Raw genomic sequence first — 23,288 nt, 5'->3', positions numbered from 1 at the left:
GGAGGAAAACATTATGTTAAAAATGACTCTTAACAACTTGCAACTTTTCGCCCACAAAAAAGGTGGAGGTTCTACATCAAACGGACGTGATTCACAAGCAAAACGTCTTGGAGCTAAAGCAGCTGACGGACAAACTGTAACAGGTGGATCAATCCTTTACCGTCAACGTGGTACACACATCTATCCAGGTGTAAACGTTGGACGTGGTGGAGACGATACTTTGTTCGCTAAAGTTGAAGGCGTAGTACGCTTTGAACGTAAAGGACGCGATAAAAAGCAGGTTTCTGTTTACCCAATCGCTAAATAAAAAGGTCCAGTGAACCTTTTTATCCCGAGCCTTAAAATATAAAGGTGGGGAAGCTAGAACTAGCATAAAATCAGGCTTTCCGAGTTTTCGGAGAGCCTATTTTTTGTTTTGGTATCCATATTATGGGAATTGTATTTGCATCATATTATAAACGGTAAATCAACAAGATTTGCTGTTTTTATTTTCTATAAATCAGATAAGGACTGAAAAAAGATATCATTCTAATTCTTGTATTGGGATGTTAGAGTCTTCATTGAGACTTGACAATTTCCAGACTTTTTTCCTTTTTGGAAAACTTCTAAAATATGGTATAATGATAAGATAAAGAAGTTGGGGGTAGAAGATGAACATTCAACAATTACGCTATGTTGTGGCTATTGCCAATAGCGGTACTTTCCGTGAAGCTGCTGAAAAGATGTATGTTAGTCAGCCGAGTCTGTCCATTTCTGTTCGTGATTTGGAAAAAGAATTAGGATTTAAGATTTTCCGTCGGACGAGTTCAGGGACTTTCTTGACTCGTCGTGGTATGGAATTTTATGAAAAAGCGCAAGAATTGGTTAAAGGATTTGATATTTTTCAAAATCAGTATGCCAATCCTGAGGAAGAAAAAGATGAATTTTCCATTGCCAGTCAGCACTATGACTTCTTGCCACCAACCATTACGGCCTTTTCAGAGCGTTATCCGGATTATAAGAACTTCCGTATTTTTGAATCAACTACTGTTCAAATCTTAGACGAAGTGGCTCAAGGGCATAGTGAGATTGGCATTATCTACCTCAACAATCAAAACAAAAAGGGGATCATGCAACGGGTTGAAAAGCTAGGTTTGGAGGTCATTGAATTGATTCCCTTCCATACCCACATTTATCTCCGCGAGGGGCATCCTTTGGCTCAGAAAGAGGAATTGGTCATGGAGGATTTAGCAGATCTACCGACAGTTCGTTTTACTCAAGAGAAAGACGAGTACCTTTATTATTCAGAGAATTTTGTCGATACTAGTGCTAGCTCACAGATGTTTAATGTGACAGACCGTGCTACCTTGAATGGTATTTTGGAGCGGACGGACGCCTATGCGACAGGGTCTGGATTTTTAGATAGTGACAGTGTTAATGGCATTACAGTTATTCGTCTCAAGGATAACCTAGATAATCACATGGTTTATGTCAAACGTGAAGAAGTGGAGCTGAGTCAAGCTGGGACTCTCTTCGTAGAAGTCATGCAAGAATATTTTGATCAAAAGAGGAAATCATGAAAAAAAGAGGAATAGTGGCAGTCATTGTACTGCTTTTGATTGGGCTGGATCAGTTGGTCAAATCCTATATCGTCCAGCAGATTCCACTGGGTGAAGTGCGCTCTTGGATTCCCAATTTCGTTAGCTTGACCTACCTGCAAAATCGAGGGGCAGCCTTTTCTATCTTACAAGATCAGCAGTTGTTATTCGCTGTCATTACTCTGGTTGTCGTGGTAGGTGCCGTTTGGTATTTACATAAACATATGGAGGACTCACTCTGGATGGTCTTAGGTTTGACCTTGATCATCGCAGGTGGTCTTGGAAACTTTATTGACAGGATCAGTCAGGGATTTGTTGTGGATATGTTCCACCTTGACTTTATCAATTTTGCAATTTTCAATGTTGCAGATAGCTATCTGACAGTTGGAGTGATTATTTTATTGATTGCAATGCTAAAAGAGGAAATAAATGGAAATTAAAATTGAAACTGGTGGTCTGCGTTTGGATAAGGCTTTGTCGGATTTGACAGAATTATCACGTAGTCTTGCGAATGAACAAATTAAATCAGGCCAGGTCTTGGTCAATGGCCAAGTCAAGAAAGCTAAATACACTGTCCAAGAGGGCGATATCGTCACTTACCATGTGCCAGAACCAGAGGTCTTAGAGTATGTGGCTGAGGATATTCCGCTAGAGATTATCTACCAAGATGAGGATGTGGCTGTCGTTAACAAGCCTCAGGGGATGGTTGTGCATCCGAGTGCTGGTCATACTAGTGGGACCCTAGTAAATACCCTCATGTATCATATTAAGGACTTGTCGGGTATCAATGGGGTTCTGCGCCCAGGAATTGTTCACCGTATTGACAAGGATACGTCAGGTCTTCTTATGATTGCTAAAAATGATGAGGCGCATTTGGCTCTTGCCCAAGAACTCAAGGATAAAAAGTCTCTCCGCAAATATTGGGCCATTGTTCATGGAAATCTGCCCAATGATCGTGGTGTCATTGAAGCGCCGATTGGTCGAAGTGAAAAAGACCGTAAGAAACAGGCCGTGACTGCGAAAGGGAAGCCAGCAGTGACTCGTTTCCACGTCTTGGAACGCTTTGGTGATTATAGCTTAGTGGAGTTGCAGCTGGAGACAGGCCGCACCCATCAAATCCGTGTTCACATGGCTTATATTGGCCATCCAGTCGCTGGTGATGAGGTCTATGGTCCACGTAAGACTCTGAAAGGACATGGACAATTTCTTCATGCCAAGACCCTAGGCTTTACCCATCCACGAACAGGTGAGACCTTAGAATTTACAGCAGATATCCCAGAGATTTTTAAGGAAACTTTGGAGAAATTAAGGAAGTAAGAATGAAAAAGAAATTGATTAGTTTAGCACTTGCAAGCACTTTTTTAGGTTTGTCATGGTATGGGAATGTTCAAGCTCAAGAAAGTTCAGAAAATAAAATCCACTTTATAAATGTTCAAGAAGGTGGCAGTGATGCGATTATTCTTGAAAGCAATGGACATTTTGCCATGGTGGATACAGGAGAAGATTATGATTTCCCAGATGGAAGTGATTCTCGCTATCCATGGAGAGAAGGAATTGAAACGTCTTATAAGCATGTTCTGACAGACCGTGTCTTTCGTCGTTTGAAGGAATTGGGTGTCCAAAAACTTGATTTTATTTTGGTGACCCATACCCACAGTGATCATATTGGAAATGTTGATGAATTACTGTCTACCTATCCAGTTGACCGAGTCTATCTTAAAAAATATAGTGATAATCGTATTACTAATTCTGAACGTTTATGGGATAATCTGTACGGTTATGATAAGGTTTTACAGACTGCCGCAGAAAAAGGTGTTTCAGTGATTCAAAACATCACACAAGGAGATGCTCATTTTCAGTTTGGAGACATGGATATTCAGCTCTATAATTATGAAAATGAAACTGATTCATCAGGTGAATTAAAGAAAATTTGGGATGACAATTCCAATTCCTTGATTAGCGTAGTGAAAGTCAATGGCAAGAAAATTTACCTTGGGGGCGACTTAGATAATGTTCATGGAGCAGAAGACAAGTATGGTCCTCTCATTGGAAAAGTTGATTTGATGAAGTTTAATCATCACCATGATACCAACAAATCAAATACCAAGGATTTCATCAGAAATTTGAGTCCGAGTTTGATTGTTCAAACTTCGGATAGTCTACCTTGGAAAAATGGTGTTGATAGTGAGTATGTTAATTGGCTCAAAGAACGAGGAATTGAGAGAATTAACGCAGCCAGCAAAGACTATGATGCAACAGTTTTTGATATTCGACAAGACGGTTTAGTAAACATTTCAACTTCCTACAAGCCGATTCCAAGTTTTCAAGCTGGTTGGCATAAAAGTGCTTATGGAAACTGGTGGTATCAAGCACCTGATTCTACAGGAGAGTATGCTGTCGGTTGGAATGAAATTAAGGGTGACTGGTATTACTTTAACCAAACGGGTATCTTGTTACAGAATCAATGGAAAAAATGGAACAATCATTGGTTCTATTTAACAGACTCTGGTGCTTCTGCTAAAAATTGGAAGAAAATTGATGGAATCTGGTATTATTTCAACAAAGAAAATCAGATGGAAATTGGCTGGGTAAATACTGGAGGTCAGTCCTATTATTTATCAAACGATGGCTCTATGAAGACAGGTTGGCTTCAATATAAGGGGCAATGGTATTACTTTGCTCAATCAGGAGAAATGAAAACGGGCTGGGTAAAAGATAAAGAAACCTGGTACTATATGGATTCTACTGGTATCATGAAGACAGGCGAGATAGAAGTTGCTGGTCATCATTACTATCTAGAAGATTCAGGAGCTATGAAGCAAGGTTGGCTTAAAAAGGCAAACGATTGGTATTTCTACAAGACAGACGGTTCACGAGCTGTGGATTGGATTAAAGACAAGGATAAATGGTACTTCTTGAAAGAAAATGGTCAATTACTTGTGAATGGTAAGACACCAGAAGGCTATACTGTTGATTCAAGTGGAGCCTGGTTAGTGGATATTCCGGTCGAGAAATCTTCTACAACTAGAACTACAAGTCATTCAGAAATAAAAGAATCCAAAGAAGTAGTTAAAAAAGAACTAGAAAATAAAGAAACGAGTCAACACGAAAGTATTACAAGTTCTTCAACTAGTCAAGATTTGACTTCTTCAACTTCACAAATCTCTGAAACGAGTGCAAACAAATCGGAATCAGGACAATAGTAAAAAAGAAGGTTTTAGGGCCTTCTTTTTCCTATCAACTCTTTTCTATTTTCTGTCATTCATGTTATAATGGATAAATATGAAGAATCGGAGTGAGACTATGAAATACAAACGAATTGTCTTTAAGGTGGGAACTTCTTCTCTGACGAATGAGGATGGAAGTTTATCACGTAGTAAGGTAAAGGCTATTACCCAGCAGTTAGCTATGTTGCACGAGGCTGGCCATGAATTGATTTTGGTGTCGTCAGGTGCCATTGCTGCAGGTTTTGGTGCCTTAGGATTTAAAAAGCGTCCGACTAAGATTGCTGATAAACAGGCTTCAGCAGCGGTAGGGCAAGGGCTCTTGTTGGAAGAATACACGACCAATCTTCTCTTGCGCCAAATCGTTTCTGCACAAATCTTGCTGACCCAGGATGACTTTGTGGATAAGCGTCGTTATAAAAATGCCCATCAGGCTTTGTCAGTTCTACTTAGCCGTGGGGCAATTCCAATCATCAACGAGAATGATAGTGTCGTCATTGATGAGCTCAAGGTTGGGGACAATGATACTCTGAGTGCACAGGTAGCGGCCATGGTCCAAGCTGATCTTTTGGTTCTCTTGACAGATGTGGACGGTCTTTATACTGGAAATCCTAATTCAGACCCAAGAGCCAAACGCTTGGAGAAAATTGAGACCATCAATCATGAGATTATTAATATGGCTGGTGGAGCAGGTTCGTCTAATGGGACAGGTGGTATGTTGACTAAGATTAAAGCAGCTACGATCGCGACAGAATCAGGAGTTCCTGTTTATATCTGTTCATCATTGAAGTCAGATGCCATGATTGAGGCAGCGGAGAAGAGCAAGGATGGTTCCTACTTTGTTGCTCAAGAAAAGGGACTTCGTACCCAGAAACAATGGCTGGCTTTTTATGCTCAGAGCCAAGGTTCTATTTGGGTTGATAAAGGGGCTGCTGAAGCTCTCTCTCAACATGGAAAGAGTCTTCTCTTATCTGGTATTGTTGACGCAGAAGGCGCCTTTTCTTACGGTGATATCGTGACAGTATTTGACAAGGAAAGTGGGAAATCACTTGGAAAAGGACGCGTACAATTTGGAGCATCTGCTCTGGAGGATATGTTGCGTTCTCAAAAAGCCAAGGGTGTCTTGATTCATCGTGACGACTGGATTTCCATTACTCCTGAAATCCAACTACTCTTTACAGAATTTTAGAGGTAAACTATGGTAAGTACACAAGAACAATTTGAACAGGTACAGGCTGTTAAAAAATCGATCAACACAGCTAGTGAAGAGGTGAAAAACCAAGCCTTGCTAGCCATGGCTGATCATTTATTAGTAGCTACTGAGGAGATTTTAGCGGCCAATGCCCTCGATATGGAAGCGGCTAAGGGTAAAATCTCAGATGTGATGCTGGATCGTCTTTATTTGGATGCTGGGCGTATAGAAGCAATGGCAACTGGGATTCGTGAAGTGGTTGCTTTACCAGATCCAATCGGTGAAGTTTTAGAAACAAGTCATCTTGAAAACGGTTTGGTTATCACCAAGAAACGGGTGGCTATGGGTGTTATCGGCATTATCTATGAAAGTCGTCCAAATGTGACGTCTGATGCGGCTGCTTTGGCTCTTAAAAGTGGAAATGCAGTTGTTCTTCGTAGTGGTAAGGATGCCTATCAAACAGCCCATGCCATTGTCACAGCTTTGAAGAAGGGCTTGGAGACGACTACCATTCATCCAGATGTGATTCAACTGGTGGAAGATACCAGCCGTGAAAGTAGCTATGCTATGATGAAGGCCAAGGGCTATCTAGACCTTCTTATTCCTCGTGGAGGGGCAGGTTTGATTAATGCCGTGGTTGAAAATGCTATCGTACCTGTTATCGAGACAGGAACAGGGATTGTCCATGTTTATGTCGATAAGGATGCAGACGAAGACAAGGCTCTATCAATCATCAACAATGCCAAAACCAGTCGTCCTTCTGTCTGCAATGCCATGGAGGTTCTCCTCGTTCATGAAGACAAGGCAGCAAGCTTCCTTCCTCGTTTGGAGCAAGTTCTAGTTGCGGATCGTAAAGAAGCTGGACTGGAACCAATTCAATTCCGTTTGGATGAGAAGGCTAGTCAGTTTGTATCTGGCCAAGCAGCTGGGGCTCAAGACTTTGATACCGAGTTTTTAGACTATGTCCTAGCTGTTAAAGTAGTGAGCAGTTTAGAAGAAGCGGTTGCGCATATTGAAGCACACAGTACTCATCATTCGGATGCCATTGTGACGGAAAATGCTGAGGCTGCAGCTTACTTTACAGATCAAGTGGACTCTGCAGCAGTCTATGTCAATGCTTCAACTCGTTTTACAGATGGAGATCAATTTGGTCTTGGTTGTGAAATGGGGATTTCTACTCAGAAATTGCATGCGCGTGGTCCAATGGGCTTAAAAGAATTAACCAGTTACAAGTATGTAGTTGCTGGTGATGGACAGATAAGGGAGTAAAAAATGAAGATTGGATTTATCGGTTTGGGGAATATGGGTGCTAGTTTGGCAAAGGTTGTTTGGCAAGCTAATAGGACAGATAAGTTTCTTCTTTCTAATCTAAGTCAAGATAGAGTGGATGATTTTATTGCTAGCTACGGAGGTCAAGTTTCTAGTAATGAGGAAATCTTTGCGGAAGCAGATGTGATTTTTCTAGCTGTCAAGCCAGCACAGATATCTACTTTACTTGCAGAATATCAAGATATTCTTGAAAAACGGGAGAGTCTGCTCTTAATTTCCATGGCAGCGGGTATAAAGCTGGAAAAACTAGCTAGTCTTGTTCCAAGTCAGCACCGTTTAATTCGCATGATGCCCAACACTCCAGTTTCTATCGGTCAAGGAGTCATTAGTTATGCCTTGTCAGCTAACTGCCAAGTAGATGATAAGGAAGTCTTTTGTCAACTTTTACAACATGCTGGTTTATTGTTTGAAATCAGTGAAGGGTTAATCGATGCTGCAACGGGTCTTGCAGGTTGTGGACCAGCCTTTGTCTATCTTTTCATTGAAGCTTTGGCGGATGCAGGTGTTCAGACAGGATTGCCACGAGAAACTGCTCTACAAATGGCAGCTCAAACAGTTATTGGAGCAGGTCAATTGGTCCTAGATACTCAAGAACATCCGGGAGTATTGAAAGACAAGGTTTGTAGTCCAGGGGGGTCTACTATTGCTGGTGTAGCTAGTTTAGAAGCACATGCCTTTAGAGGAACCGTTATGGAGGCAGTCAAAAAAGCCTACAAACGAACTAAAAAACTAGGTAAATAAGAGGTGGCTTTGACTGCCTCTTTTATGGTGGCTGAAATGAGAAGACAAAAAGATTGTCACAAACCCCTATTTTTTTGATAGAATAGAAGTAGTAAAAAAAGAAATGAGTTAGACATGTCAAAAGGATTTTTAGTCTCTCTTGAGGGACCAGAGGGAGCAGGAAAGACCAGTGTTTTAGAGGCACTGTTACCAATTTTAGAGGAAAAAGGGGTAGAGGTGCTGACGACCCGTGAACCTGGCGGAGTCTTGATAGGAGAGAAGATTCGGGAAGTGATTCTGGATCCAAGTCATACTCAGATGGATGCTAAAACAGAGCTTTTGCTCTATATCGCTAGTCGCAGACAGCACTTGGTGGAAAAAGTTCTTCCAGCACTTGAAGCTGGTAAGTTGGTCATTATGGACCGCTTCATCGATAGTTCCGTCGCATATCAGGGATTTGGCCGTGGTTTGGACATTGATGCCATTAATTGGCTCAATAAGTTTGCGACAGATGGCCTTAAACCCGATTTGACACTCTATTTTGACATCGAGGTGGAAGAAGGACTGGCTCGCATTGCTGCTAATAGTGACCGCGAGGTCAATCGTTTGGACTTGGAAGGGTTGGACTTGCATAAAAAAGTTCGTCAAGGCTACCTTTCTCTTCTGGACAAAGAAGGAAATCGCATTGTCAAGATTGATGCCAGTCTTCCTTTGGAGCAGGTTGTGGAAACTACCAAGGCAGTTTTGTTTGAGAGAATGGACTTGGCTAAATGAAACAAGATCAACTAAAGGCTTGGCAACCAGCCCAGTTTGACCGCTTTGTCCGTATCCTAGAACAAGACCAGCTCAATCATGCCTATCTCTTTTCAGGTTTCTTTGGAAGCTTGGAAATGGCGCAGTTTTTGGCTAAGAGCCTCTTTTGTACAGATAAAGTAGGTGTGTTACCATGTGAGAAATGCCGAAATTGTAAGCTGATTGAACAGGGAGAATTTCCCGATGTCACTTTGATTAAGCCGGTCAATCAGGTCATCAAGACAGAACGGATTCGAGAATTGGTGGGGCAGTTTTCCCAAGCAGGGATTGAAAGCCAGCAACAGGTCTTTATTATCGAGCAAGCTGATAAAATGCATCCTAACGCAGCCAATTCTCTGCTCAAGGTCATCGAAGAACCCCAGAGTGAGGTTTATATTTTCTTCTTGACCAGCGATGAGGAAAAGATCTTACCAACAATTCGAAGTCGGACCCAGATTTTCCACTTTAAAAAGCAAGAAGAAAAGCTGATATTGCTCTTAGAACAAATGGGACTGGTTAAGAAAAAAGCGACTCTTTTAGCCCAGTTTAGTCAATCGCGAGCTGAAGCAGAAAAGTTGGCACATCAGGCAAATTTTTGGACCTTGGTCGATGAAAGTGAACGCCTGCTAACTTGGTTAGTGGCTAAGAAAAAAGAAAGTTATTTGCAAGTGGCTAAATTAGCTAGCTTGGCAGATGACAAGGAAAAACAAGATCAGGTTTTACGGATTCTTGAAGTTCTCTGTGGGCAAGATATCTTGCAAACAAGAGTACGGGTGATTCTACAAGATTTGCTAGAAGCTAGAAAAATGTGGCAGGCTAATGTTAGTTTTCAAAATGCCATGGAATATCTGGTCTTGAAAGAAATGTAAATTCAAAAATGAACGATAAAGAAAGGAAAGAGCTGGTTTATGGACAAAAAAGAATTATTTGACGCGCTGGATGATTTTTCCCAACAGTTATTGGTGACCTTGGCCGACGTGGAAGCCATCAAGAAAAATCTCAAGAGCCTGGTAGAGGAAAATACAGCTCTTCGCTTGGAAAATAGTAAGTTGCGCGAACGCTTGGGTGAGGTGGAGGCAGATGCTCCTGTCAAGGCCAAGCATGTTCGTGAAAGTGTCCGTCGCATTTACCGTGATGGATTTCACGTATGTAATGATTTTTATGGACAACGTCGAGAACAGGACGAAGAATGTATGTTCTGTGATGAGTTGTTATACAGGGAGTAGGCATGCAGATTCAAAAAAGTTTTAAGGGGCAGTCTCCCTATGGCAAGCTGTATCTAGTGGCAACGCCGATTGGCAATCTAGACGATATAACCTTTCGAGCTATCCAGACCTTGAAAGAAGTGGACTGGATTGCTGCTGAGGACACGCGCAATACAGGGCTTCTGCTCAAGCATTTTGACATTTCCACCAAGCAAATCAGTTTTCATGAGCACAATGCCAAGGAAAAGATTCCTGATTTGATTAGTTTTTTGAAAGCAGGGAAAAGTATTGCTCAGGTATCCGATGCGGGTCTACCTAGCATCTCAGACCCTGGTCATGATTTGGTTAAGGCAGCCATTGAGGAAGATATTGCTGTTGTCACAGTTCCAGGTGCCTCTGCAGGAATTTCTGCTTTGATTGCTAGTGGTTTAGCGCCACAGCCACATATCTTTTACGGCTTTTTACCGAGAAAATCAGGCCAGCAAAAGCAATTTTTCGACTCGAAAAAAGACTATCCTGAAACTCAGATTTTCTATGAATCGCCTCATCGTGTGGCAGATACGTTAGAAAATATGCTAGAAGTCTACGGTGACCGCTCGGTTGTCTTGGTCAGAGAATTGACTAAAATCTATGAAGAATACCAAAGAGGAAAGATCTCTGAATTGCTGGAAAGAATAGCTGAAACGCCACTTAAGGGAGAATGCCTTCTCATCGTTGAAGGTACCAGTCAGGATGTGGAGGAAAAAGACGAGGAGGACTTGTTCTTAGAAATCCAAGCCCGCATCCAGCAAGGCATGAAGAAAAATCAAGCTATTAAGGAAGTCGCTAAGATTTACCAGTGGAATAAAAGCCAGCTATACGCTGCCTATCACGACTGGGAAGAAAACCAAGAAAATGACTAAACAGGGAAGTTTGCCTTCTTCCCTTTTTTTGTTATACTAGTAGAAGAAAAAATAGAAAGATTTGTGGGTGTTAAACAAGTCAGTGCCTTGTTTTGATATGAACTTAGGTTCCACCCAAAGAGGTATTAGTGTCGTGTCTCAATCTTATGTCAATGTTATTGGTGCTGGTTTGGCAGGTTCTGAAGCAGCCTACCAAATTGCAGAGCGTGGTATTCCAGTTAAACTCTATGAAATGCGTGGTGTAAAGCCTACACCTCAGCACAAAACAGATAATTTTGCTGAGTTAGTTTGTTCTAATTCCCTACGTGGGGATGCTCTGACAAACGCCGTAGGGCTTCTCAAGGAAGAAATGCGTCGCTTGGGTTCAGTCATTTTGGAATCTGCTGAAGCTACACGAGTTCCCGCAGGTGGTGCCCTTGCGGTGGATCGTGATGGTTTCTCCCAAATGGTGACCCAAAAAGTTGCCAACCACCCCTTGATTGAGGTGGTTCGTGATGAAATTACAGAATTGCCAACTGACGTTATTACTGTGGTCGCTACTGGTCCTTTGACCAGCGATGCCCTGGCTGAGAAGATTCATGCCCTTAATGACGGCGATGGCTTCTATTTCTACGATGCGGCAGCGCCTATTATCGATGTCAACACCATCGATATGAGCAAGGTCTATCTCAAGTCTCGTTATGACAAGGGAGAGGCGGCCTACCTCAATGCCCCTATGACCAAACAAGAATTTATGGATTTCCATGAAGCCTTGGTCAATGCGGAGGAAGCACCGCTGAATTCTTTTGAAAAAGAAAAGTACTTTGAAGGATGTATGCCTATCGAAGTCATGGCCAAGCGTGGCATAAAAACCATGCTTTATGGTCCTATGAAGCCAGTCGGTCTTGAGTATCCAGACGACTACACAGGACCTCGTGATGGCGAATTCAAAACACCTTACGCAGTTGTTCAACTTCGTCAGGACAATGCAGCTGGTAGCCTCTACAATATCGTCGGTTTCCAGACCCACCTCAAATGGGGAGAACAAAAGCGTGTTTTCCAAATGATTCCAGGTCTTGAAAATGCTGAGTTTGTTCGTTATGGTGTCATGCACCGCAATTCTTATATGGATTCACCAAATCTTCTTGAGCAGACTTACCGTTCTAAGAAACAACCGAATCTCTTCTTTGCTGGTCAAATGACGGGTGTGGAAGGCTATGTTGAATCAGCGGCGTCAGGCTTAGTTGCGGGGATTAACGCTGCTCGTCTCTTCAAGGGAGAAAGTGAGGCTATTTTCCCAGAAACAACAGCGATTGGAAGTCTAGCTCATTACATCACCCATGCGGATAGCAAACATTTCCAACCGATGAATGTCAATTTTGGGATTATCAAGGAGTTGGAAGGTGAACGTATCCGTGACAAGAAGGCTCGTTATGAAAAAATTGCAGAGCGTGCCCTCAGCGATTTAGAGGAATTTTTAACTGTCTAATTTTTTTGAAAGAATTGCTCATGATACTATAAAAATCTTAGAAATTGTGATAAAATAGGTAGGATAAAAAAAGGAGAGTGAAAATGGCGAATCCCAAGTATAAACGTATTTTAATCAAGTTATCAGGTGAAGCCCTTGCTGGTGAACGTGGCGTAGGGATTGATATCCAAACAGTTCAAACAATCGCAAAAGAGATTCAAGAAGTTCATAGCTTAGGTATCGAAATTGCCCTTGTTATCGGTGGAGGAAATCTCTGGCGTGGAGAACCTGCTGCAGAAGCAGGAATGGACCGTGTTCAGGCAGATTACACAGGAATGCTTGGGACTGTTATGAATGCTCTTGTGATGGCAGATTCATTGCAACAAGTTGGTGTCGATACGCGTGTGCAAACAGCCATTGCCATGCAACAAGTGGCAGAGCCTTATGTACGTGGACGTGCCCTTCGTCACCTTGAAAAAGGCCGTATCGTTATCTTTGGTGCTGGAATTGGTTCACCTTACTTCTCAACAGATACAACAGCGGCTCTTCGTGCAGCTGAAATCGAAGCAGATGCCATCCTTATGGCTAAAAATGGCGTAGACGGTGTTTACAATGCCGATCCTAAGAAGGACAAGACAGCCGTTAAGTTTGAAGAATTGACCCACCGTGACGTGATCAATAAAGGTCTTCGTATCATGGACTCAACAGCTTCAACCCTCTCAATGGACAACGACATTGACTTGGTTGTCTTCAACATGAACCAACCAGGCAACATCAAACGTGTCGTATTTGGGGAAAATATCGGAACAACAGTTTCAAATAATATCGAAGAAAAGGAATAAGAAAGATTATGGCTAACGCAATTATTGAAAAAGCTAAAGAGAGAATGACCCAGTCTCACCAATCACTTGCTCGTGAATTTGGTGGTATCCGTGCCGGTCGTGCCAATGCAAGCTTGCTTGACCGTGTACATGTAGAATACTATGGAGTAGAAACTCCCCTTAACCAAATCGCTTCAATTACCATTCCAGAAGCGCGTGTTTTGTTGGTAACACCATTTGACAAGTCTTCATTGAAAGATATCGAACGTGCCTTGAACGCTTCTGATCTTGGAATCACACCAGCTAACGATGGTTCTGTGATTCGTTTGGTTATCCCAGCTCTTACAGAAGAGACTCGTCGTGACCTTGCTAAAGAAGTGAAGAAGGTCGGTGAGAATGCTAAAGTGGCTGTCCGCAATATCCGTCGCGATGCTATGGACGAAGCTAAGAAACAAGAAAAAGCAAAAGAAATCACTGAAGACGAATTGAAGACTCTTGAAAAAGACATTCAAAAAGTAACAGACGATGCTGTTAAACACATCGACGACATGACTGCCAACAAAGAGAAAGAACTTTTGGAAGTCTAAAAATAAACAGAAAAACTCAGTTGGCATTGCTGGCTGAGTTTTATTCGAAAGAAGGAAATATGAATACAAATCTTGCAAGTTTTATCGTTGGACTCATCATCGATGAAAACGACCGTTTTTACTTTGTGCAAAAGGATGGTCAAACCTATGCTCTTGCTAAGGAAGAAGGTCAGCATACAGTAGGTGATACAGTCAAAGGTTTCGCCTATACAGATATGAAGCAAAAGCTCCGCCTGACAACCTTAGAAGTGACTGCAACTCAGGACCAATTTGGTTGGGGACGTGTTACAGAGGTTCGTAAGGACTTGGGTGTCTTTGTGGATACGGGCCTTCCTGACAAGGAAATCGTTGTGTCACTCGATATTCTCCCTGAGCTCAAAGAACTTTGGCCTAAGAAGGGTGACCAACTCTACATCCGTCTTGAAGTGGACAAGAAAGACCGTATCTGGGGACTCTTGGCCTATCAAGAAGACTTCCAACGTCTGGCTCGTCCTGCCTACAACAACATGCAGAACCAAAACTGGCCAGCCATTGTTTACCGCCTCAAGCTGTCAGGAACTTTTGTTTACCTGCCAGAAAATAATATGCTTGGCTTTATTCACCCAAGTGAGCGCTACGCAGAGCCACGTTTGGGGCAAGTTCTAGATGCGCGTGTCATTGGTTTCCGTGAAGTGGATCGTACCTTGAACCTCTCCCTCAAACCACGTTCTTTTGAGATGTTGGAAAATGATGCTCAGATGATTTTGACTTACTTGGAAAGCAATGGCGGTTTCATGACCTTAAATGATAAGTCATCTCCAGACGACATCAAGGCAATCTTTGGCATTTCTAAAGGTCAGTTCAAGAAAGCACTCGGTGGCTTGATGAAGGCTGGCAAAATCAAGCAAGACCAGTTTGGTACAGAGTTGATATAGGGAGACATATGAGAAAATCATTTTACGCTTGGCTCATGACTGAGCGCAATCCTAAAAGTAACAGTCCCAAAGCTATCTTGGCAGACCTAGCTTTTGAAGAGTCAGCCTTTCCAAAACACACAGATGATTTTGATGAGGTGAGTCGCTTTTTGGAGGAACATGCCAGTTTCTCTTTCAACCTAGGAGATTTTGACGCTATCTGGCAAGAATACTTAGAACACTAGCATGATTCACTGGGTTTGGGCTAGTAATTTCTCCACCCCTTTGCTATAATAAAAAGAAATAAACGGATTAGAGAGGTTCTTTATTTGAAGGAACATTCAATAGACATTCAACTGAGTCATCCAGATGACCTGTTTCATCTTTTTGGTTCCAATGAGCGCCATCTTCGTTTGATGGAAGAAGAGCTTGATGTGGTGATTCATGCTCGTACGGAGATTGTCCAGGTTTTGGGAGAAGAGACTGCCTGTGAGGAAGCTCGTCAGGTTATTCAAGCTCTCATGGTCTTGGTAAATCGTGGGATGACCGTTGGTACGCCAGATGTGGTGACTGCAATTAGCATGGTCAAAAACGATGAAATTGACAAGTTTGTCGCCCTTTACGAAGAAGAAATTATCAAGGACAATACAGGGAAGCCTATCCGTGTCAAAACACTGGGTCAAAAACTTTATGTGGATAGTGTTAAACATCATGATGTGACCTTTGGAATTGGGCCAGCAGGGACAGGGAAGACCTTCCTTGCAGTTACTTTGGCAGTTACTGCCCTTAAACGTGGGCAAGTCAAGCGGATTATCCTAACTCGCCCAGCGGTGGAAGCAGGAGAGAGTCTAGGTTTTCTTCCGGGTGATCTTAAAGAGAAGGTAGATCCTTACCTTCGACCTGTTTATGATGCCTTGTATCAGATTCTGGGAAAAGACCAGACTACTCGTCTCATGGAGCGTGAAATTATCGAGATTGCTCCCCTTGCCTATATGCGTGGACGGACTTTGGATGATGCCTTTGTCATTCTCGATGAGGCGCAAAATACGACCATCATGCAGATGAAGATGTTTTTGACTCGTTTAGGCTTTAATTCTAAGATGATTGTCAATGGAGATATCAGTCAGATTGACCTTCCGCGTAACGTCAAGTCCGGTTTGATTGATGCTCAAGAAAAACTCAAGAACATCCATCAGATTGACTTTGTTCATTTTTCAGCTAAGGATGTGGTTCGCCATCCTGTTGTCGCTCAGATTATCCGAGCTTATGAACCAGCTCCAGTTAAAAAAGAAGAGAGTGAAGAATTAGATCCTCAACCTCTATCTGAAGGATAGTTCTTTTGTACTTAAAGTTATCTCAATACCAAGTATAAATTTGCCTTTTAAATGTTTTATTTAATATCCTTATATTAGATTAGAAATGTTTTAAGTGGAAGAAATATATGGAATCAATCTTTTTAAAACTAGCTCAGTATCCCATAGTCGAGACAGAGCGTTTATTGCTTAGACCTGTAACCTTGGATGATGCGGAAGCAATGTTTGACTATGCCTCGGACAGAGAAAATACGCGTTACACTTTTCTAACCAATCAAAGCTTGGAAGAAACCAAGAATAACATTGCTCAGTTCTACTTGACCAATCCCTTGGGACGCTGGGGAATAGAACTAAAAAGCAATGGCAAATTTATTGGAACCATTGACTTGCACAAGATTGATCCTATTCTTAAGAAGGCAGCTATTGGCTACATTATCAATAAAAAGTATTGGAATCAAGGATTGACGACAGAAGCCAATCGTGCCGTAATTAAGCTAGTTTTTGAGAAAATAGGAATGAACAAGTTAGTTGCTCTTCACGATAAGGATAATCCTGCGTCAGGAAAGGTCATGGAGAAATCAGGAATGCGTTTTTCCCACGAAGAAGCTTATGCTTGTATGGACCAGCATGAAGAAGGCCGAATCGTGACAAGAGTTCATTATGTCTTGACCAAGGAAGACTATTTTGCAAATAAATAAGCAGTTGAGAAGAAATTTTCAACTGTTTTTTCTTTCTCTTACGAATAATCTAAGAGAGGAGAAAATATGGAATCAATTATCGAGAAAATAAAAGAGTATAAAATCATTGTCATCTGTACTGGTCTAGGCTTGCTTGTAGGCGGATTTTTCCTACTAAAACCAGTTCCACAAACACCTGTCAAGGAAACGAATTTACAGGCAGAAGTTGCAGCTGTTTCCAAGGATTCATCGACCGAAAAGGATGTGAAGAAGGAAGAAAAGGAAGAATCCCTTGAACAAGAACTAATCACAGTAGATGTAAAAGGAGCTGTTAAAGCACCAGGAATTTATGATTTGCCTGTAGGTAGTCGGGTCAATGATGCCGTTCAGAAGGCTGGTGGCTTGACAGAGCAAGCGGATAGCAAGTCGATCAATCTAGCTCAGAAAGTCAGTGATGAGGCTCTGGTTTACGTTCCAACTAAGGGAGAAGAAGTAGCTAATCAACAGACTGCTTCGGGGACAGCTTCTTCAACAAGCAAGGAAAAGAAGGTTAATCTCAACAAAGCCAGTCTGGAAGAACTCAAGCAGGTCAAGGGTCTGGGTGGCAAACGAGCTCAGGATATTATCGACCATCGTGAATCAAATGGAAAATTCAAGTCAGTTGATGAACTAAAGAAGGTTTCTGGTATTGGTGCTAAAACGATAGAAAAGCTAAAAGATTATGTTACAGTGGATTAAGAATTTCCCCATTCCCCTAATTTACCTGAGTTTTCTATTACTCTGGCTTTACTACGCTATTTTTTCAGCCTCCTATCTTGCTTTGTTGGGCTTCGTTTTTCTGCTAGTTTGTCTCTTTATCCAATTTCCGTGGAAATCTGCTGGTAAAGTTCTAGTGATTTGTGGAATCTTTGGATTTTGGTTTCTGTTTCAAACTTGGCAACAGAGTCAAGTTAGTCAAAATCTAGCAGATTCTGTTGAAAGGGTACGGATTTTACCTGACACTATTAAGGTCAATGGTGACAGTCTATCCTTTCGAGGCAAGTCTAGCGGTCGTACTTTTCAAGTCTATTATAAACTCCAATCCGAGGAGGAGAAAGAAGCCTTTCAAGCCTTAACAGACCTTCATGAGATAGGACTTGAAGGAAAACTTTCGGAGCCAGAGGGGCAGAGGAATTTTGGTGGATTTAACTATCAAGCCTATCTGAAAACTCAGGGGATTTACCAGACTCTCAATATCAAAAAAATCCAGTCTATGCAAAAGGTTGGCAGTTGGAATATAGGTGAAAACCTGTCTAGTTTACGCCGTAAGGCTGTGGTTTGGATTAAGACGCACTTTCCAGACCCTATGCGTAACTACATGACGGGGCTTCTATTAGGACATTTGGATACGGACTTTGAGGAGATGAATGAGCTTTATTCCAGTCTAGGAATTATCCATCTTTTTGCATTGTCCGGTATGCAGGTAGGATTTTTCATGGATGGCTTTAAGAAACTACTTTTGCGATTGGGCTTGACTCAAGAAAAGTTGAAATGGCAGACTTATCCCTTTTCCCTTATCTATGCAGGGCTGACAGGATTTTCAGCATCAGTCATTCGCAGTCTCTTGCAGAAGCTACTGGCTCAGCATGGGGTTAAGGGATTGGATAATTTTGCCTTAACGGTGCTCATTCTCTTTATTGTCATGCCCAACTTTTTCTTGACAGCAGGAGGTGTCTTGTCCTGTGCCTATGCTTTTATCTTGACTATGACCAGCAAAGAAGGGGAGGGGCTCAAGGCTGTTGCTAGAGAAAGTCTAGTCATTTCCTTGGGGATATTACCCATTTTAGCCTTCTATTTTGCGGAATTTCAGCCTTGGTCCATCCTTTTGACCTTTGTCTTTTCCTTTCTATTTGACTTGGTCTTCTTACCGCTCTTGTCTATCTTATTTGCCCTTTCCTTTCTCTATCCAGTCACTCAACTGAACTTTATCTTTGAATGGTTAGAGGGCATTATTCGCCTGGTATCGCAGGTGGCAAGTAGGCCTCTGGTCTTTGGACAACCCAATGCATGGCTTTTAATCTTATTATTAATTTCTTTGGCTTTGGTCTATGATTTAGGGAGAAACATTAAAAGTCTAGCAGTATTGAGCTTATTGATTACAGGTCTCTTTTTTCTGACCAAGCATCCACTGGAAAATGAAATGACCATGCTGGATGTGGGGCAAGGGGAAAGTATTTTCCTACGGGATATAACTGGTAAAACCATTCTCATAGATGTCGGTGGCAAGGCAGAATCTGATAAGAAAATCGAAAAATGGCAAGAAAAGACGACGACCAGCAATGCCCAGCGAACTTTGATCCCCTATCTCAAAAGTAGGGGAGTAGCCAAGATTGACCAGCTAATTTTGACCAATACGGACAAGGAACATGTTGGAGATTTGCTGGAGGTGACCAAGGCATTCCATGTAGGCGAAATTTTAGTGTCAAAAGGCAGTTTGAAACAGAAGGAGTTTGTGGCAGAACTAGAGGCGACTCAAACCAAGGTTCGTAGTGTGTCAGTGGGAGAGAAGTTGCCAATTTTCGGAAATCAGTTAGAAGTCTTATCTCCAAGGAAAATTGGAGACGGAGGTCATGAAGATTCCCTTGTTCTGTATGGGAAACTCTTGGATAAGCACTTTCTCTTCACTGGAAATTTGGAGGAGAAAGGAGAGAAGGACTTTCTGAAGCACTATCCTGACCTAGAGGTGGATGTTTTGAAAGCAGGCCAACATGGTTCTAAAAAGTCATCAAGTTCAGCCTTTCTAGAAAAACTCAAACCAGAGCTTACTCTTATCTCAGTTGGAAAGAACAATCGAACGAAACTCCCCCATCAGGAGACTGTGACACGACTGGAAACTATCAATAGCAAAGTTTACCGAACTGACCAGCAAGGAGCTATACGCTTTAAGGGGTGGAAAAGTTGGAAAATCGAAAGCGTTCGATAGAAAGGATAAATACTATATATTAGTAAAATAAACTAAAAATCTGTTGCATAATAATGATAAATACGATATAATAAAAGCGTTTACAATATCGATTATATAAATGCAATGAAATCATTAAAAATTTTCAAAAGTCGTTTAATTAGTTAATTTATTGTTGGTCTTTTTCAGTTCAGTGTATCTATTATAAGCGTTCTTAAAAGTTATCGGTATGATTAGAAAATATAGTACGAACTATCATAGTCTCGTTATGATAGATATGATGATTATAACGTTGATGGTGGTTGAAATTACGATTTTTTAGAGACATAAATTATTACAACGGTGGTTGTTAATCCTTAAAGAGTGATAAAAAGGAGGGCTAGATATGTTGCAGCTTACTCATGTGACCTTAAAAACGCGACAAGTCATCTTACAAGATGTTGATTTTACATTTGAAAAGGGTAGGATTTATGGTATTCTTGCTATAAATGGCTCTGGAAAGACGACACTGTTCCGCGCCATTAGCAATTTAATTCCTATAAGTAGCGGAAATATCGCAGTCTCTCCTTCTTTGTTTTATTATGAGAGTATTGAATGGCTGGATGGAAACTTAAGTGGGATGGACTATCTTCGCCTGATCAAGAACATCTGGAAGTCAGGGTTGAACTTGGGGGATGAAATTGCCTATTGGGAAATGTCTGACTATATCAGCCTTCCCATTCGCAAGTATTCCTTAGGCATGAAGCAACGCTTGGTGATTGCCATGTATTTCCTGAGTCAGGCGAAATGCTGGCTCATGGATGAGATTACAAATGGCTTAGATGAGTATTATCGACAGAAGTTTTTTGATAGGCTAGCACAAATCGATAGACAAGAGCAGCTGGTTCTTTTAAGTTCCCACTATAAGGAAGAGTTGCTTGATGTCTGCGATAGAGTAGTAACCATTCATCGGGGAAAGATAGAAGAGGTTTAGTTTATGAAAGATGTTGGTCTATTTTTATTAAAAAAAGTTTTCAAAAGTCGCTTAAATTGGATTATCTTAGCTTTATTTGTATCTGTACTCGGTGTTACCTTTTATTTCAATAGTCGGACTGCAAACTCCGTCAGCTTGGAGAGAGAGTTGGAAACTAGTCTTGTAGACCGTGAGAGAGTCATCAATGGATATGAAGAGAAACTCTCCCAAATATCTGACACCAACTCGGAGGAATACCAGATTGCTAAAATTAATTTAGAATCGCAAAAAAATCTTTTGACTCAAAAGACAGAAATTCTGGCTTTGTTAAAAGAAGGACGCTGGAAAGAAGCTTACTATTTGCAGTGGCAAGCTTTGGATAAGAGTTATGAAATTTTATCAAAGGAACCGAATTCTAGCTCTGACTTAAAAATGGCGGTTGACCGCGAACGAAAGACTTACCAAACCCTATATCCCTTGAACATAAAAGCGCACAATTTAGATTATCCGACCCACGGGATTGATCAGATTGTCTGGATTTTAGTGGTTATCATCCCAAGCTTTTTTGTGATTGCTATTATTTTTATGCTAACGCAACTATTCGCAGAAAGATATCAAAATCATCTGGACACAGCTCAGTTATATCCTTTTTCAAAAGTGACATTTGCCATGTCCTCTCTTGGAGTTGGGGTGAGCTATGTAACTGTGCTGTTTATTGGAATCTGTGGTTTTTCTTTCCTAGTGGGAAGTCTGATAAGTGGTTTTGGACAGTTAGATTATCCCTACCCGATATATAGCTTAACAAATCAAGAAGTAACTATTGGGAAAATACAAGATGTGTTATTTCCTGGCTTGTTCTTAGCTTTCTTAGCCTTTATCGTCATTGTGGAAGTTGTGTATTTGATTACTTACTTTTTCAAGCAAAAAATGCCTGTCCTCTTTCTGTCACTTATTGGGATTGTTGGCTTATTGTTTGGCATCCAAACAATTCAGCCTCTTCAAAGGATTGCACATCTGATTCCCTTTACTTACTTGCGATCAGTGGAGATCTTATCTGGAAGATTACCTAAGCAGATTGATAATGTCAATCTAAATTGGAGCATGGGGCTAGTTTTACTTCCTTGCCTGATTATCATTTTGTTAGTGGGGATTCTATTTATCGAAAGATGGGGAAATTCACGTAAAAAAGAAGTTTTTAAGGCTTAGTTTTTATATAGGGAAGCTAAGGAAAAACTAACATAGGGAGAGAATCAATATGATTCTCTCTTTTGATGTGGAAACCAAGCCAAAATATAAACACAAACACAAACTTTTCAAAAAAATAACTTTTTATCTTGACAAGGGCTAGAAAACTTGGTATCATATAAAAGTTGAGAAAAGCAGAAGTGAGAGCTTCTCGCCTTGTGACATTAAGTTGCCTGGCCCTACGGATGAAAAGTTTCTAAGAAACGCTATCATAACGTGCGGGCTTGTATATTTACGAGTCCGCTATTGTTTTTCTCTAATAAAACAAAAGAGGTGAAAACCATAGCAAAGCAAGACTTATTCATCAATGATGAGATTCGTGTACGTGAAGTTCGCTTGATTGGTCTTGAAGGAGAACAGCTAGGCATCAAGCCACTCAGTGAAGCGCAAGCTTTGGCTGATAACGCTAATGTTGACCTAGTATTGATTCAACCCCAAGCCAAACCGCCTGTTGCAAAAATTATGGACTACGGTAAGTTCAAATTTGAGTACCAGAAGAAGCAAAAAGAACAACGTAAAAAACAAAGTGTTGTTACCGTGAAAGAAGTTCGTCTAAGTCCAACTATTGACAAGGGTGACTTTGATACAAAACTTCGCAATGCACGCAAATTCCTTGAAAAAGGAAATAAAGTTAAGGTATCTATTCGCTTTAAGGGTCGTATGATTACCCATAAAGAGATTGGTGCAAAAGTTTTAGCCGAGTTTGCTGAAGCAACTCAAGATATTGCCATCATCGAACAACGTGCTAAAATGGATGGACGTCAAATGTTCATGCAATTGGCGCCAGCGACTGACAAAAAATAATTGTCAGAAAGTTAAATAAAGGAGAAAAAATCATGCCAAAACAAAAAACACACCGCGCATCAGCTAAACGTTTCAAACGTACAGGTTCTGGTGGACTTAAACGTTTCCGTGCTTACACTTCTCACCGTTTCCACGGAAAAACTAAGAAACAACGTCGTCATCTTCGCAAAGCATCTATGGTGCATTCAGGAGATTACAAACGTATCAAAGCAATGCTTACTCGCTTGAAATAATAGCTTGACTGTAAGTAAAGAATTCTAGGAAATATTTGGAGGAAATAAAACATGGCACGTGTTAAAGGTGGCGTTGTATCACGCAAACGTCGTAAACGTATTCTTAAATTAGCAAAAGGTTACTATGGAGCTAAACACATCTTGTTCCGTACTGCAAAAGAACAAGTAATGAACTCTTACTACTATGCATACCGTGACCGTCGTCAGAAAAAACGTGACTTCCGCAAATTGTGGATCACTCGTATCAACGCGGCAGCTCGTATGAACGGACTTTCATACTCACAATTGATGCATGGTTTGAAATTGGCTGAAATCGAAGTTAACCGTAAAATGCTTGCTGACTTGGCTGTTAACGATGCAGCAGCTTTCACAGCTCTTGCAGATGCAGCTAAAGCAAAACTTGGTAAATAATAACTGATAAGACTGGAACAAGA

Annotated in this window: 26 protein-coding genes, 1 pseudogene and 1 other annotated feature; of the genes and pseudogenes, 26 read left to right on the top strand and 1 reads right to left on the bottom strand. The window is 41.2% G+C overall.

Going from position 1 to position 23,288, the window contains the following annotated elements; translation table 11 throughout:
- Positions 1-13: 13 nt before the first annotated feature.
- Positions 14-307: a 50S ribosomal protein L27 gene (gene rpmA, locus SK629_RS06535; RefSeq protein ID WP_000916509.1), complete on the top strand. Its 294-nt coding sequence runs from the start codon at positions 14-16 to the stop codon at positions 305-307.
- 276 nt (positions 308-583) lie between these two features.
- Here rpmA and SK629_RS12630 read toward each other — a convergent pair.
- Positions 584-658 (bottom strand): annotated as a pseudogene (locus SK629_RS12630) (AraC family transcriptional regulator); the annotation flags it as partial.
- Between SK629_RS12630 and SK629_RS06530 the strand changes: the two are divergent.
- The 25 genes from SK629_RS06530 to rplT all read left to right on the top strand — a co-directional run bounded on the left by SK629_RS06530 (position 651) and on the right by rplT (position 23,265).
- Positions 651-1,559 carry a LysR family transcriptional regulator gene (locus SK629_RS06530; protein ID WP_042901116.1) on the top strand — a complete coding sequence of 303 codons (909 nt, stop codon included), beginning with the start codon at positions 651-653 and terminating at the stop codon, positions 1,557-1,559. The pseudogene SK629_RS12630 and the gene SK629_RS06530 sit on opposite strands and share 8 nt — an antisense overlap.
- Complete coding sequence (gene lspA, locus SK629_RS06525; protein ID WP_042901115.1) at positions 1,556-2,017, top strand: signal peptidase II; 462 nt, start codon at positions 1,556-1,558, stop codon at positions 2,015-2,017. The genes SK629_RS06530 and lspA overlap by 4 nt, the downstream gene beginning before the upstream one ends.
- Positions 2,007-2,894, top strand: a complete 888-nt coding sequence (locus SK629_RS06520) for an RluA family pseudouridine synthase (RefSeq protein ID WP_042901114.1) — start codon at positions 2,007-2,009, stop codon at positions 2,892-2,894. Before lspA ends, SK629_RS06520 begins: the two co-directional genes overlap by 11 nt.
- Positions 2,895-2,896: 2 nt before the next feature.
- Positions 2,897-4,780: a phosphorylcholine esterase CbpE gene (gene cbpE, locus SK629_RS06515; RefSeq protein WP_042901113.1), complete on the top strand. Its 1,884-nt coding sequence runs from the start codon at positions 2,897-2,899 to the stop codon at positions 4,778-4,780.
- A 100-nt stretch (positions 4,781-4,880) separates the two neighbouring features.
- A complete protein-coding gene (gene proB / locus SK629_RS06510; protein ID WP_042901112.1) occupies positions 4,881-5,990 on the top strand; it encodes a glutamate 5-kinase in 1,110 nt (369 codons plus the stop codon).
- 9 nt (positions 5,991-5,999) lie between these two features.
- Positions 6,000-7,262 (top strand): glutamate-5-semialdehyde dehydrogenase, encoded by a 1,263-nt coding sequence (locus SK629_RS06505; protein WP_042901111.1) that lies wholly within the window; start codon positions 6,000-6,002, stop codon positions 7,260-7,262.
- A gap of 3 nt (positions 7,263-7,265) precedes the next feature.
- Complete coding sequence (proC, locus tag SK629_RS06500; protein WP_042901110.1) at positions 7,266-8,063, top strand: pyrroline-5-carboxylate reductase; 798 nt, start codon at positions 7,266-7,268, stop codon at positions 8,061-8,063.
- Positions 8,064-8,177: 114 nt separating this feature from the next.
- On the top strand, positions 8,178-8,816 hold the full coding sequence (gene tmk, locus SK629_RS06495; protein WP_042901109.1) for a dTMP kinase: 639 nt from the start codon (positions 8,178-8,180) through the stop codon (positions 8,814-8,816).
- Positions 8,813-9,703, top strand: coding sequence for a DNA polymerase III subunit delta' (locus SK629_RS06490; RefSeq protein ID WP_042901108.1), 891 nt, complete (start codon positions 8,813-8,815; stop codon positions 9,701-9,703). Before tmk ends, SK629_RS06490 begins: the two co-directional genes overlap by 4 nt.
- Positions 9,704-9,742: 39 nt before the next feature.
- Positions 9,743-10,060, top strand: coding sequence for a DNA replication initiation control protein YabA (gene yabA / locus SK629_RS06485; protein WP_000358228.1), 318 nt, complete (start codon positions 9,743-9,745; stop codon positions 10,058-10,060).
- Between the two features lie 2 nt (positions 10,061-10,062).
- Positions 10,063-10,941, top strand: a complete 879-nt coding sequence (gene rsmI, locus SK629_RS06480) for a 16S rRNA (cytidine(1402)-2'-O)-methyltransferase (protein ID WP_042901107.1) — start codon at positions 10,063-10,065, stop codon at positions 10,939-10,941.
- A gap of 133 nt (positions 10,942-11,074) precedes the next feature.
- Complete coding sequence (gene trmFO, locus SK629_RS06475) at positions 11,075-12,409, top strand: methylenetetrahydrofolate--tRNA-(uracil(54)-C(5))-methyltransferase (FADH(2)-oxidizing) TrmFO (protein ID WP_042901106.1); 1,335 nt, start codon at positions 11,075-11,077, stop codon at positions 12,407-12,409.
- Between the two features lie 83 nt (positions 12,410-12,492).
- On the top strand, positions 12,493-13,230 hold the full coding sequence (pyrH, locus tag SK629_RS06470; RefSeq protein ID WP_000002996.1) for a UMP kinase: 738 nt from the start codon (positions 12,493-12,495) through the stop codon (positions 13,228-13,230).
- An 8-nt stretch (positions 13,231-13,238) separates the two neighbouring features.
- Complete coding sequence (frr, locus tag SK629_RS06465) at positions 13,239-13,796, top strand: ribosome recycling factor (protein WP_001262225.1); 558 nt, start codon at positions 13,239-13,241, stop codon at positions 13,794-13,796.
- A gap of 59 nt (positions 13,797-13,855) precedes the next feature.
- On the top strand, positions 13,856-14,710 hold the full coding sequence (gene cvfB / locus SK629_RS06460) for an RNA-binding virulence regulatory protein CvfB (RefSeq protein ID WP_042901105.1): 855 nt from the start codon (positions 13,856-13,858) through the stop codon (positions 14,708-14,710).
- Positions 14,711-14,718: 8 nt separating this feature from the next.
- Positions 14,719-14,934 (top strand): YozE family protein, encoded by a 216-nt coding sequence (locus tag SK629_RS06455; protein ID WP_042901104.1) that lies wholly within the window; start codon positions 14,719-14,721, stop codon positions 14,932-14,934.
- An 84-nt stretch (positions 14,935-15,018) separates the two neighbouring features.
- Entirely contained in the window at positions 15,019-16,023 is a 1,005-nt protein-coding gene (locus SK629_RS06450) for a PhoH family protein (RefSeq protein ID WP_042901103.1), read from the top strand.
- 107 nt (positions 16,024-16,130) lie between these two features.
- Complete coding sequence (locus SK629_RS06445) at positions 16,131-16,700, top strand: GNAT family N-acetyltransferase (protein WP_042901102.1); 570 nt, start codon at positions 16,131-16,133, stop codon at positions 16,698-16,700.
- A gap of 66 nt (positions 16,701-16,766) precedes the next feature.
- Positions 16,767-17,417 carry a helix-hairpin-helix domain-containing protein gene (locus SK629_RS06440; RefSeq protein ID WP_042901101.1) on the top strand — a complete coding sequence of 217 codons (651 nt, stop codon included), beginning with the start codon at positions 16,767-16,769 and terminating at the stop codon, positions 17,415-17,417.
- Positions 17,401-19,641, top strand: coding sequence for a DNA internalization-related competence protein ComEC/Rec2 (locus tag SK629_RS06435; protein WP_042901100.1), 2,241 nt, complete (start codon positions 17,401-17,403; stop codon positions 19,639-19,641). The genes SK629_RS06440 and SK629_RS06435 overlap by 17 nt, the downstream gene beginning before the upstream one ends.
- Before the next feature lie 364 nt (positions 19,642-20,005).
- Entirely contained in the window at positions 20,006-20,593 is a 588-nt protein-coding gene (locus SK629_RS06430) for an ATP-binding cassette domain-containing protein (RefSeq protein ID WP_042901099.1), read from the top strand.
- A gap of 3 nt (positions 20,594-20,596) precedes the next feature.
- Positions 20,597-21,778: a membrane protein gene (locus SK629_RS06425; RefSeq protein WP_042901098.1), complete on the top strand. Its 1,182-nt coding sequence runs from the start codon at positions 20,597-20,599 to the stop codon at positions 21,776-21,778.
- A gap of 165 nt (positions 21,779-21,943) precedes the next feature.
- Positions 21,944-22,075: a sequence feature (ribosomal protein L20 leader region), on the top strand.
- Between the two features lie 15 nt (positions 22,076-22,090).
- Positions 22,091-22,621, top strand: coding sequence for a translation initiation factor IF-3 (infC, locus tag SK629_RS06420; protein ID WP_000848180.1), 531 nt, complete (start codon positions 22,091-22,093; stop codon positions 22,619-22,621).
- Positions 22,622-22,653: 32 nt separating this feature from the next.
- Positions 22,654-22,854: a 50S ribosomal protein L35 gene (gene rpmI / locus SK629_RS06415; RefSeq protein ID WP_001125943.1), complete on the top strand. Its 201-nt coding sequence runs from the start codon at positions 22,654-22,656 to the stop codon at positions 22,852-22,854.
- A 51-nt stretch (positions 22,855-22,905) separates the two neighbouring features.
- Positions 22,906-23,265: a 50S ribosomal protein L20 gene (gene rplT / locus SK629_RS06410; protein ID WP_000124834.1), complete on the top strand. Its 360-nt coding sequence runs from the start codon at positions 22,906-22,908 to the stop codon at positions 23,263-23,265.
- The last annotated feature ends 23 nt before the right edge of the window (positions 23,266-23,288 follow it).

Origin of the sequence: Streptococcus mitis, assembly GCF_000722695.1 — a bacterium.
GTDB classification, from domain to species: Bacteria; Bacillota; Bacilli; order Lactobacillales; family Streptococcaceae; genus Streptococcus; species Streptococcus mitis_O.
The sequence above is the reverse complement of the archived record's forward strand: the minus strand, read 5'-3'. Positions and strand labels throughout refer to the sequence as shown.

Bases quoted from the DNA above. Each gene is read 5' to 3' on its own strand.
- rpmI (WP_001125943.1), top strand. From the start codon at position 22,654: ATGCCAAAACAAAAAACACACCGCGCATCAGCTAAACGTTTCAAACGT.
- rsmI (WP_042901107.1), top strand. From the start codon at position 10,063: ATGCAGATTCAAAAAAGTTTTAAGGGGCAGTCTCCCTATGGCAAGCTG.
- SK629_RS06425 (WP_042901098.1), top strand. From the start codon at position 20,597: ATGAAAGATGTTGGTCTATTTTTATTAAAAAAAGTTTTCAAAAGTCGC.
- pyrH (WP_000002996.1), top strand. From the start codon at position 12,493: ATGGCGAATCCCAAGTATAAACGTATTTTAATCAAGTTATCAGGTGAA.
- lspA (WP_042901115.1), top strand. From the start codon at position 1,556: ATGAAAAAAAGAGGAATAGTGGCAGTCATTGTACTGCTTTTGATTGGG.
- SK629_RS06505 (WP_042901111.1), top strand. From the start codon at position 6,000: ATGGTAAGTACACAAGAACAATTTGAACAGGTACAGGCTGTTAAAAAA.
- proB (WP_042901112.1), top strand. From the start codon at position 4,881: ATGAAATACAAACGAATTGTCTTTAAGGTGGGAACTTCTTCTCTGACG.
- cbpE (WP_042901113.1), top strand. From the start codon at position 2,897: ATGAAAAAGAAATTGATTAGTTTAGCACTTGCAAGCACTTTTTTAGGT.
- yabA (WP_000358228.1), top strand. From the start codon at position 9,743: ATGGACAAAAAAGAATTATTTGACGCGCTGGATGATTTTTCCCAACAG.
- proC (WP_042901110.1), top strand. From the start codon at position 7,266: ATGAAGATTGGATTTATCGGTTTGGGGAATATGGGTGCTAGTTTGGCA.
- SK629_RS06440 (WP_042901101.1), top strand. From the start codon at position 16,767: ATGGAATCAATTATCGAGAAAATAAAAGAGTATAAAATCATTGTCATC.
- SK629_RS06445 (WP_042901102.1), top strand. From the start codon at position 16,131: ATGGAATCAATCTTTTTAAAACTAGCTCAGTATCCCATAGTCGAGACA.
- SK629_RS06520 (WP_042901114.1), top strand. From the start codon at position 2,007: ATGGAAATTAAAATTGAAACTGGTGGTCTGCGTTTGGATAAGGCTTTG.
- SK629_RS06455 (WP_042901104.1), top strand. From the start codon at position 14,719: ATGAGAAAATCATTTTACGCTTGGCTCATGACTGAGCGCAATCCTAAA.
- SK629_RS06490 (WP_042901108.1), top strand. From the start codon at position 8,813: ATGAAACAAGATCAACTAAAGGCTTGGCAACCAGCCCAGTTTGACCGC.
- tmk (WP_042901109.1), top strand. From the start codon at position 8,178: ATGTCAAAAGGATTTTTAGTCTCTCTTGAGGGACCAGAGGGAGCAGGA.
- cvfB (WP_042901105.1), top strand. From the start codon at position 13,856: ATGAATACAAATCTTGCAAGTTTTATCGTTGGACTCATCATCGATGAA.
- rplT (WP_000124834.1), top strand. From the start codon at position 22,906: ATGGCACGTGTTAAAGGTGGCGTTGTATCACGCAAACGTCGTAAACGT.
- SK629_RS06430 (WP_042901099.1), top strand. From the start codon at position 20,006: ATGTTGCAGCTTACTCATGTGACCTTAAAAACGCGACAAGTCATCTTA.
- rpmA (WP_000916509.1), top strand. From the start codon at position 14: ATGTTAAAAATGACTCTTAACAACTTGCAACTTTTCGCCCACAAAAAA.
- frr (WP_001262225.1), top strand. From the start codon at position 13,239: ATGGCTAACGCAATTATTGAAAAAGCTAAAGAGAGAATGACCCAGTCT.
- SK629_RS06435 (WP_042901100.1), top strand. From the start codon at position 17,401: ATGTTACAGTGGATTAAGAATTTCCCCATTCCCCTAATTTACCTGAGT.
- SK629_RS06530 (WP_042901116.1), top strand. From the start codon at position 651: ATGAACATTCAACAATTACGCTATGTTGTGGCTATTGCCAATAGCGGT.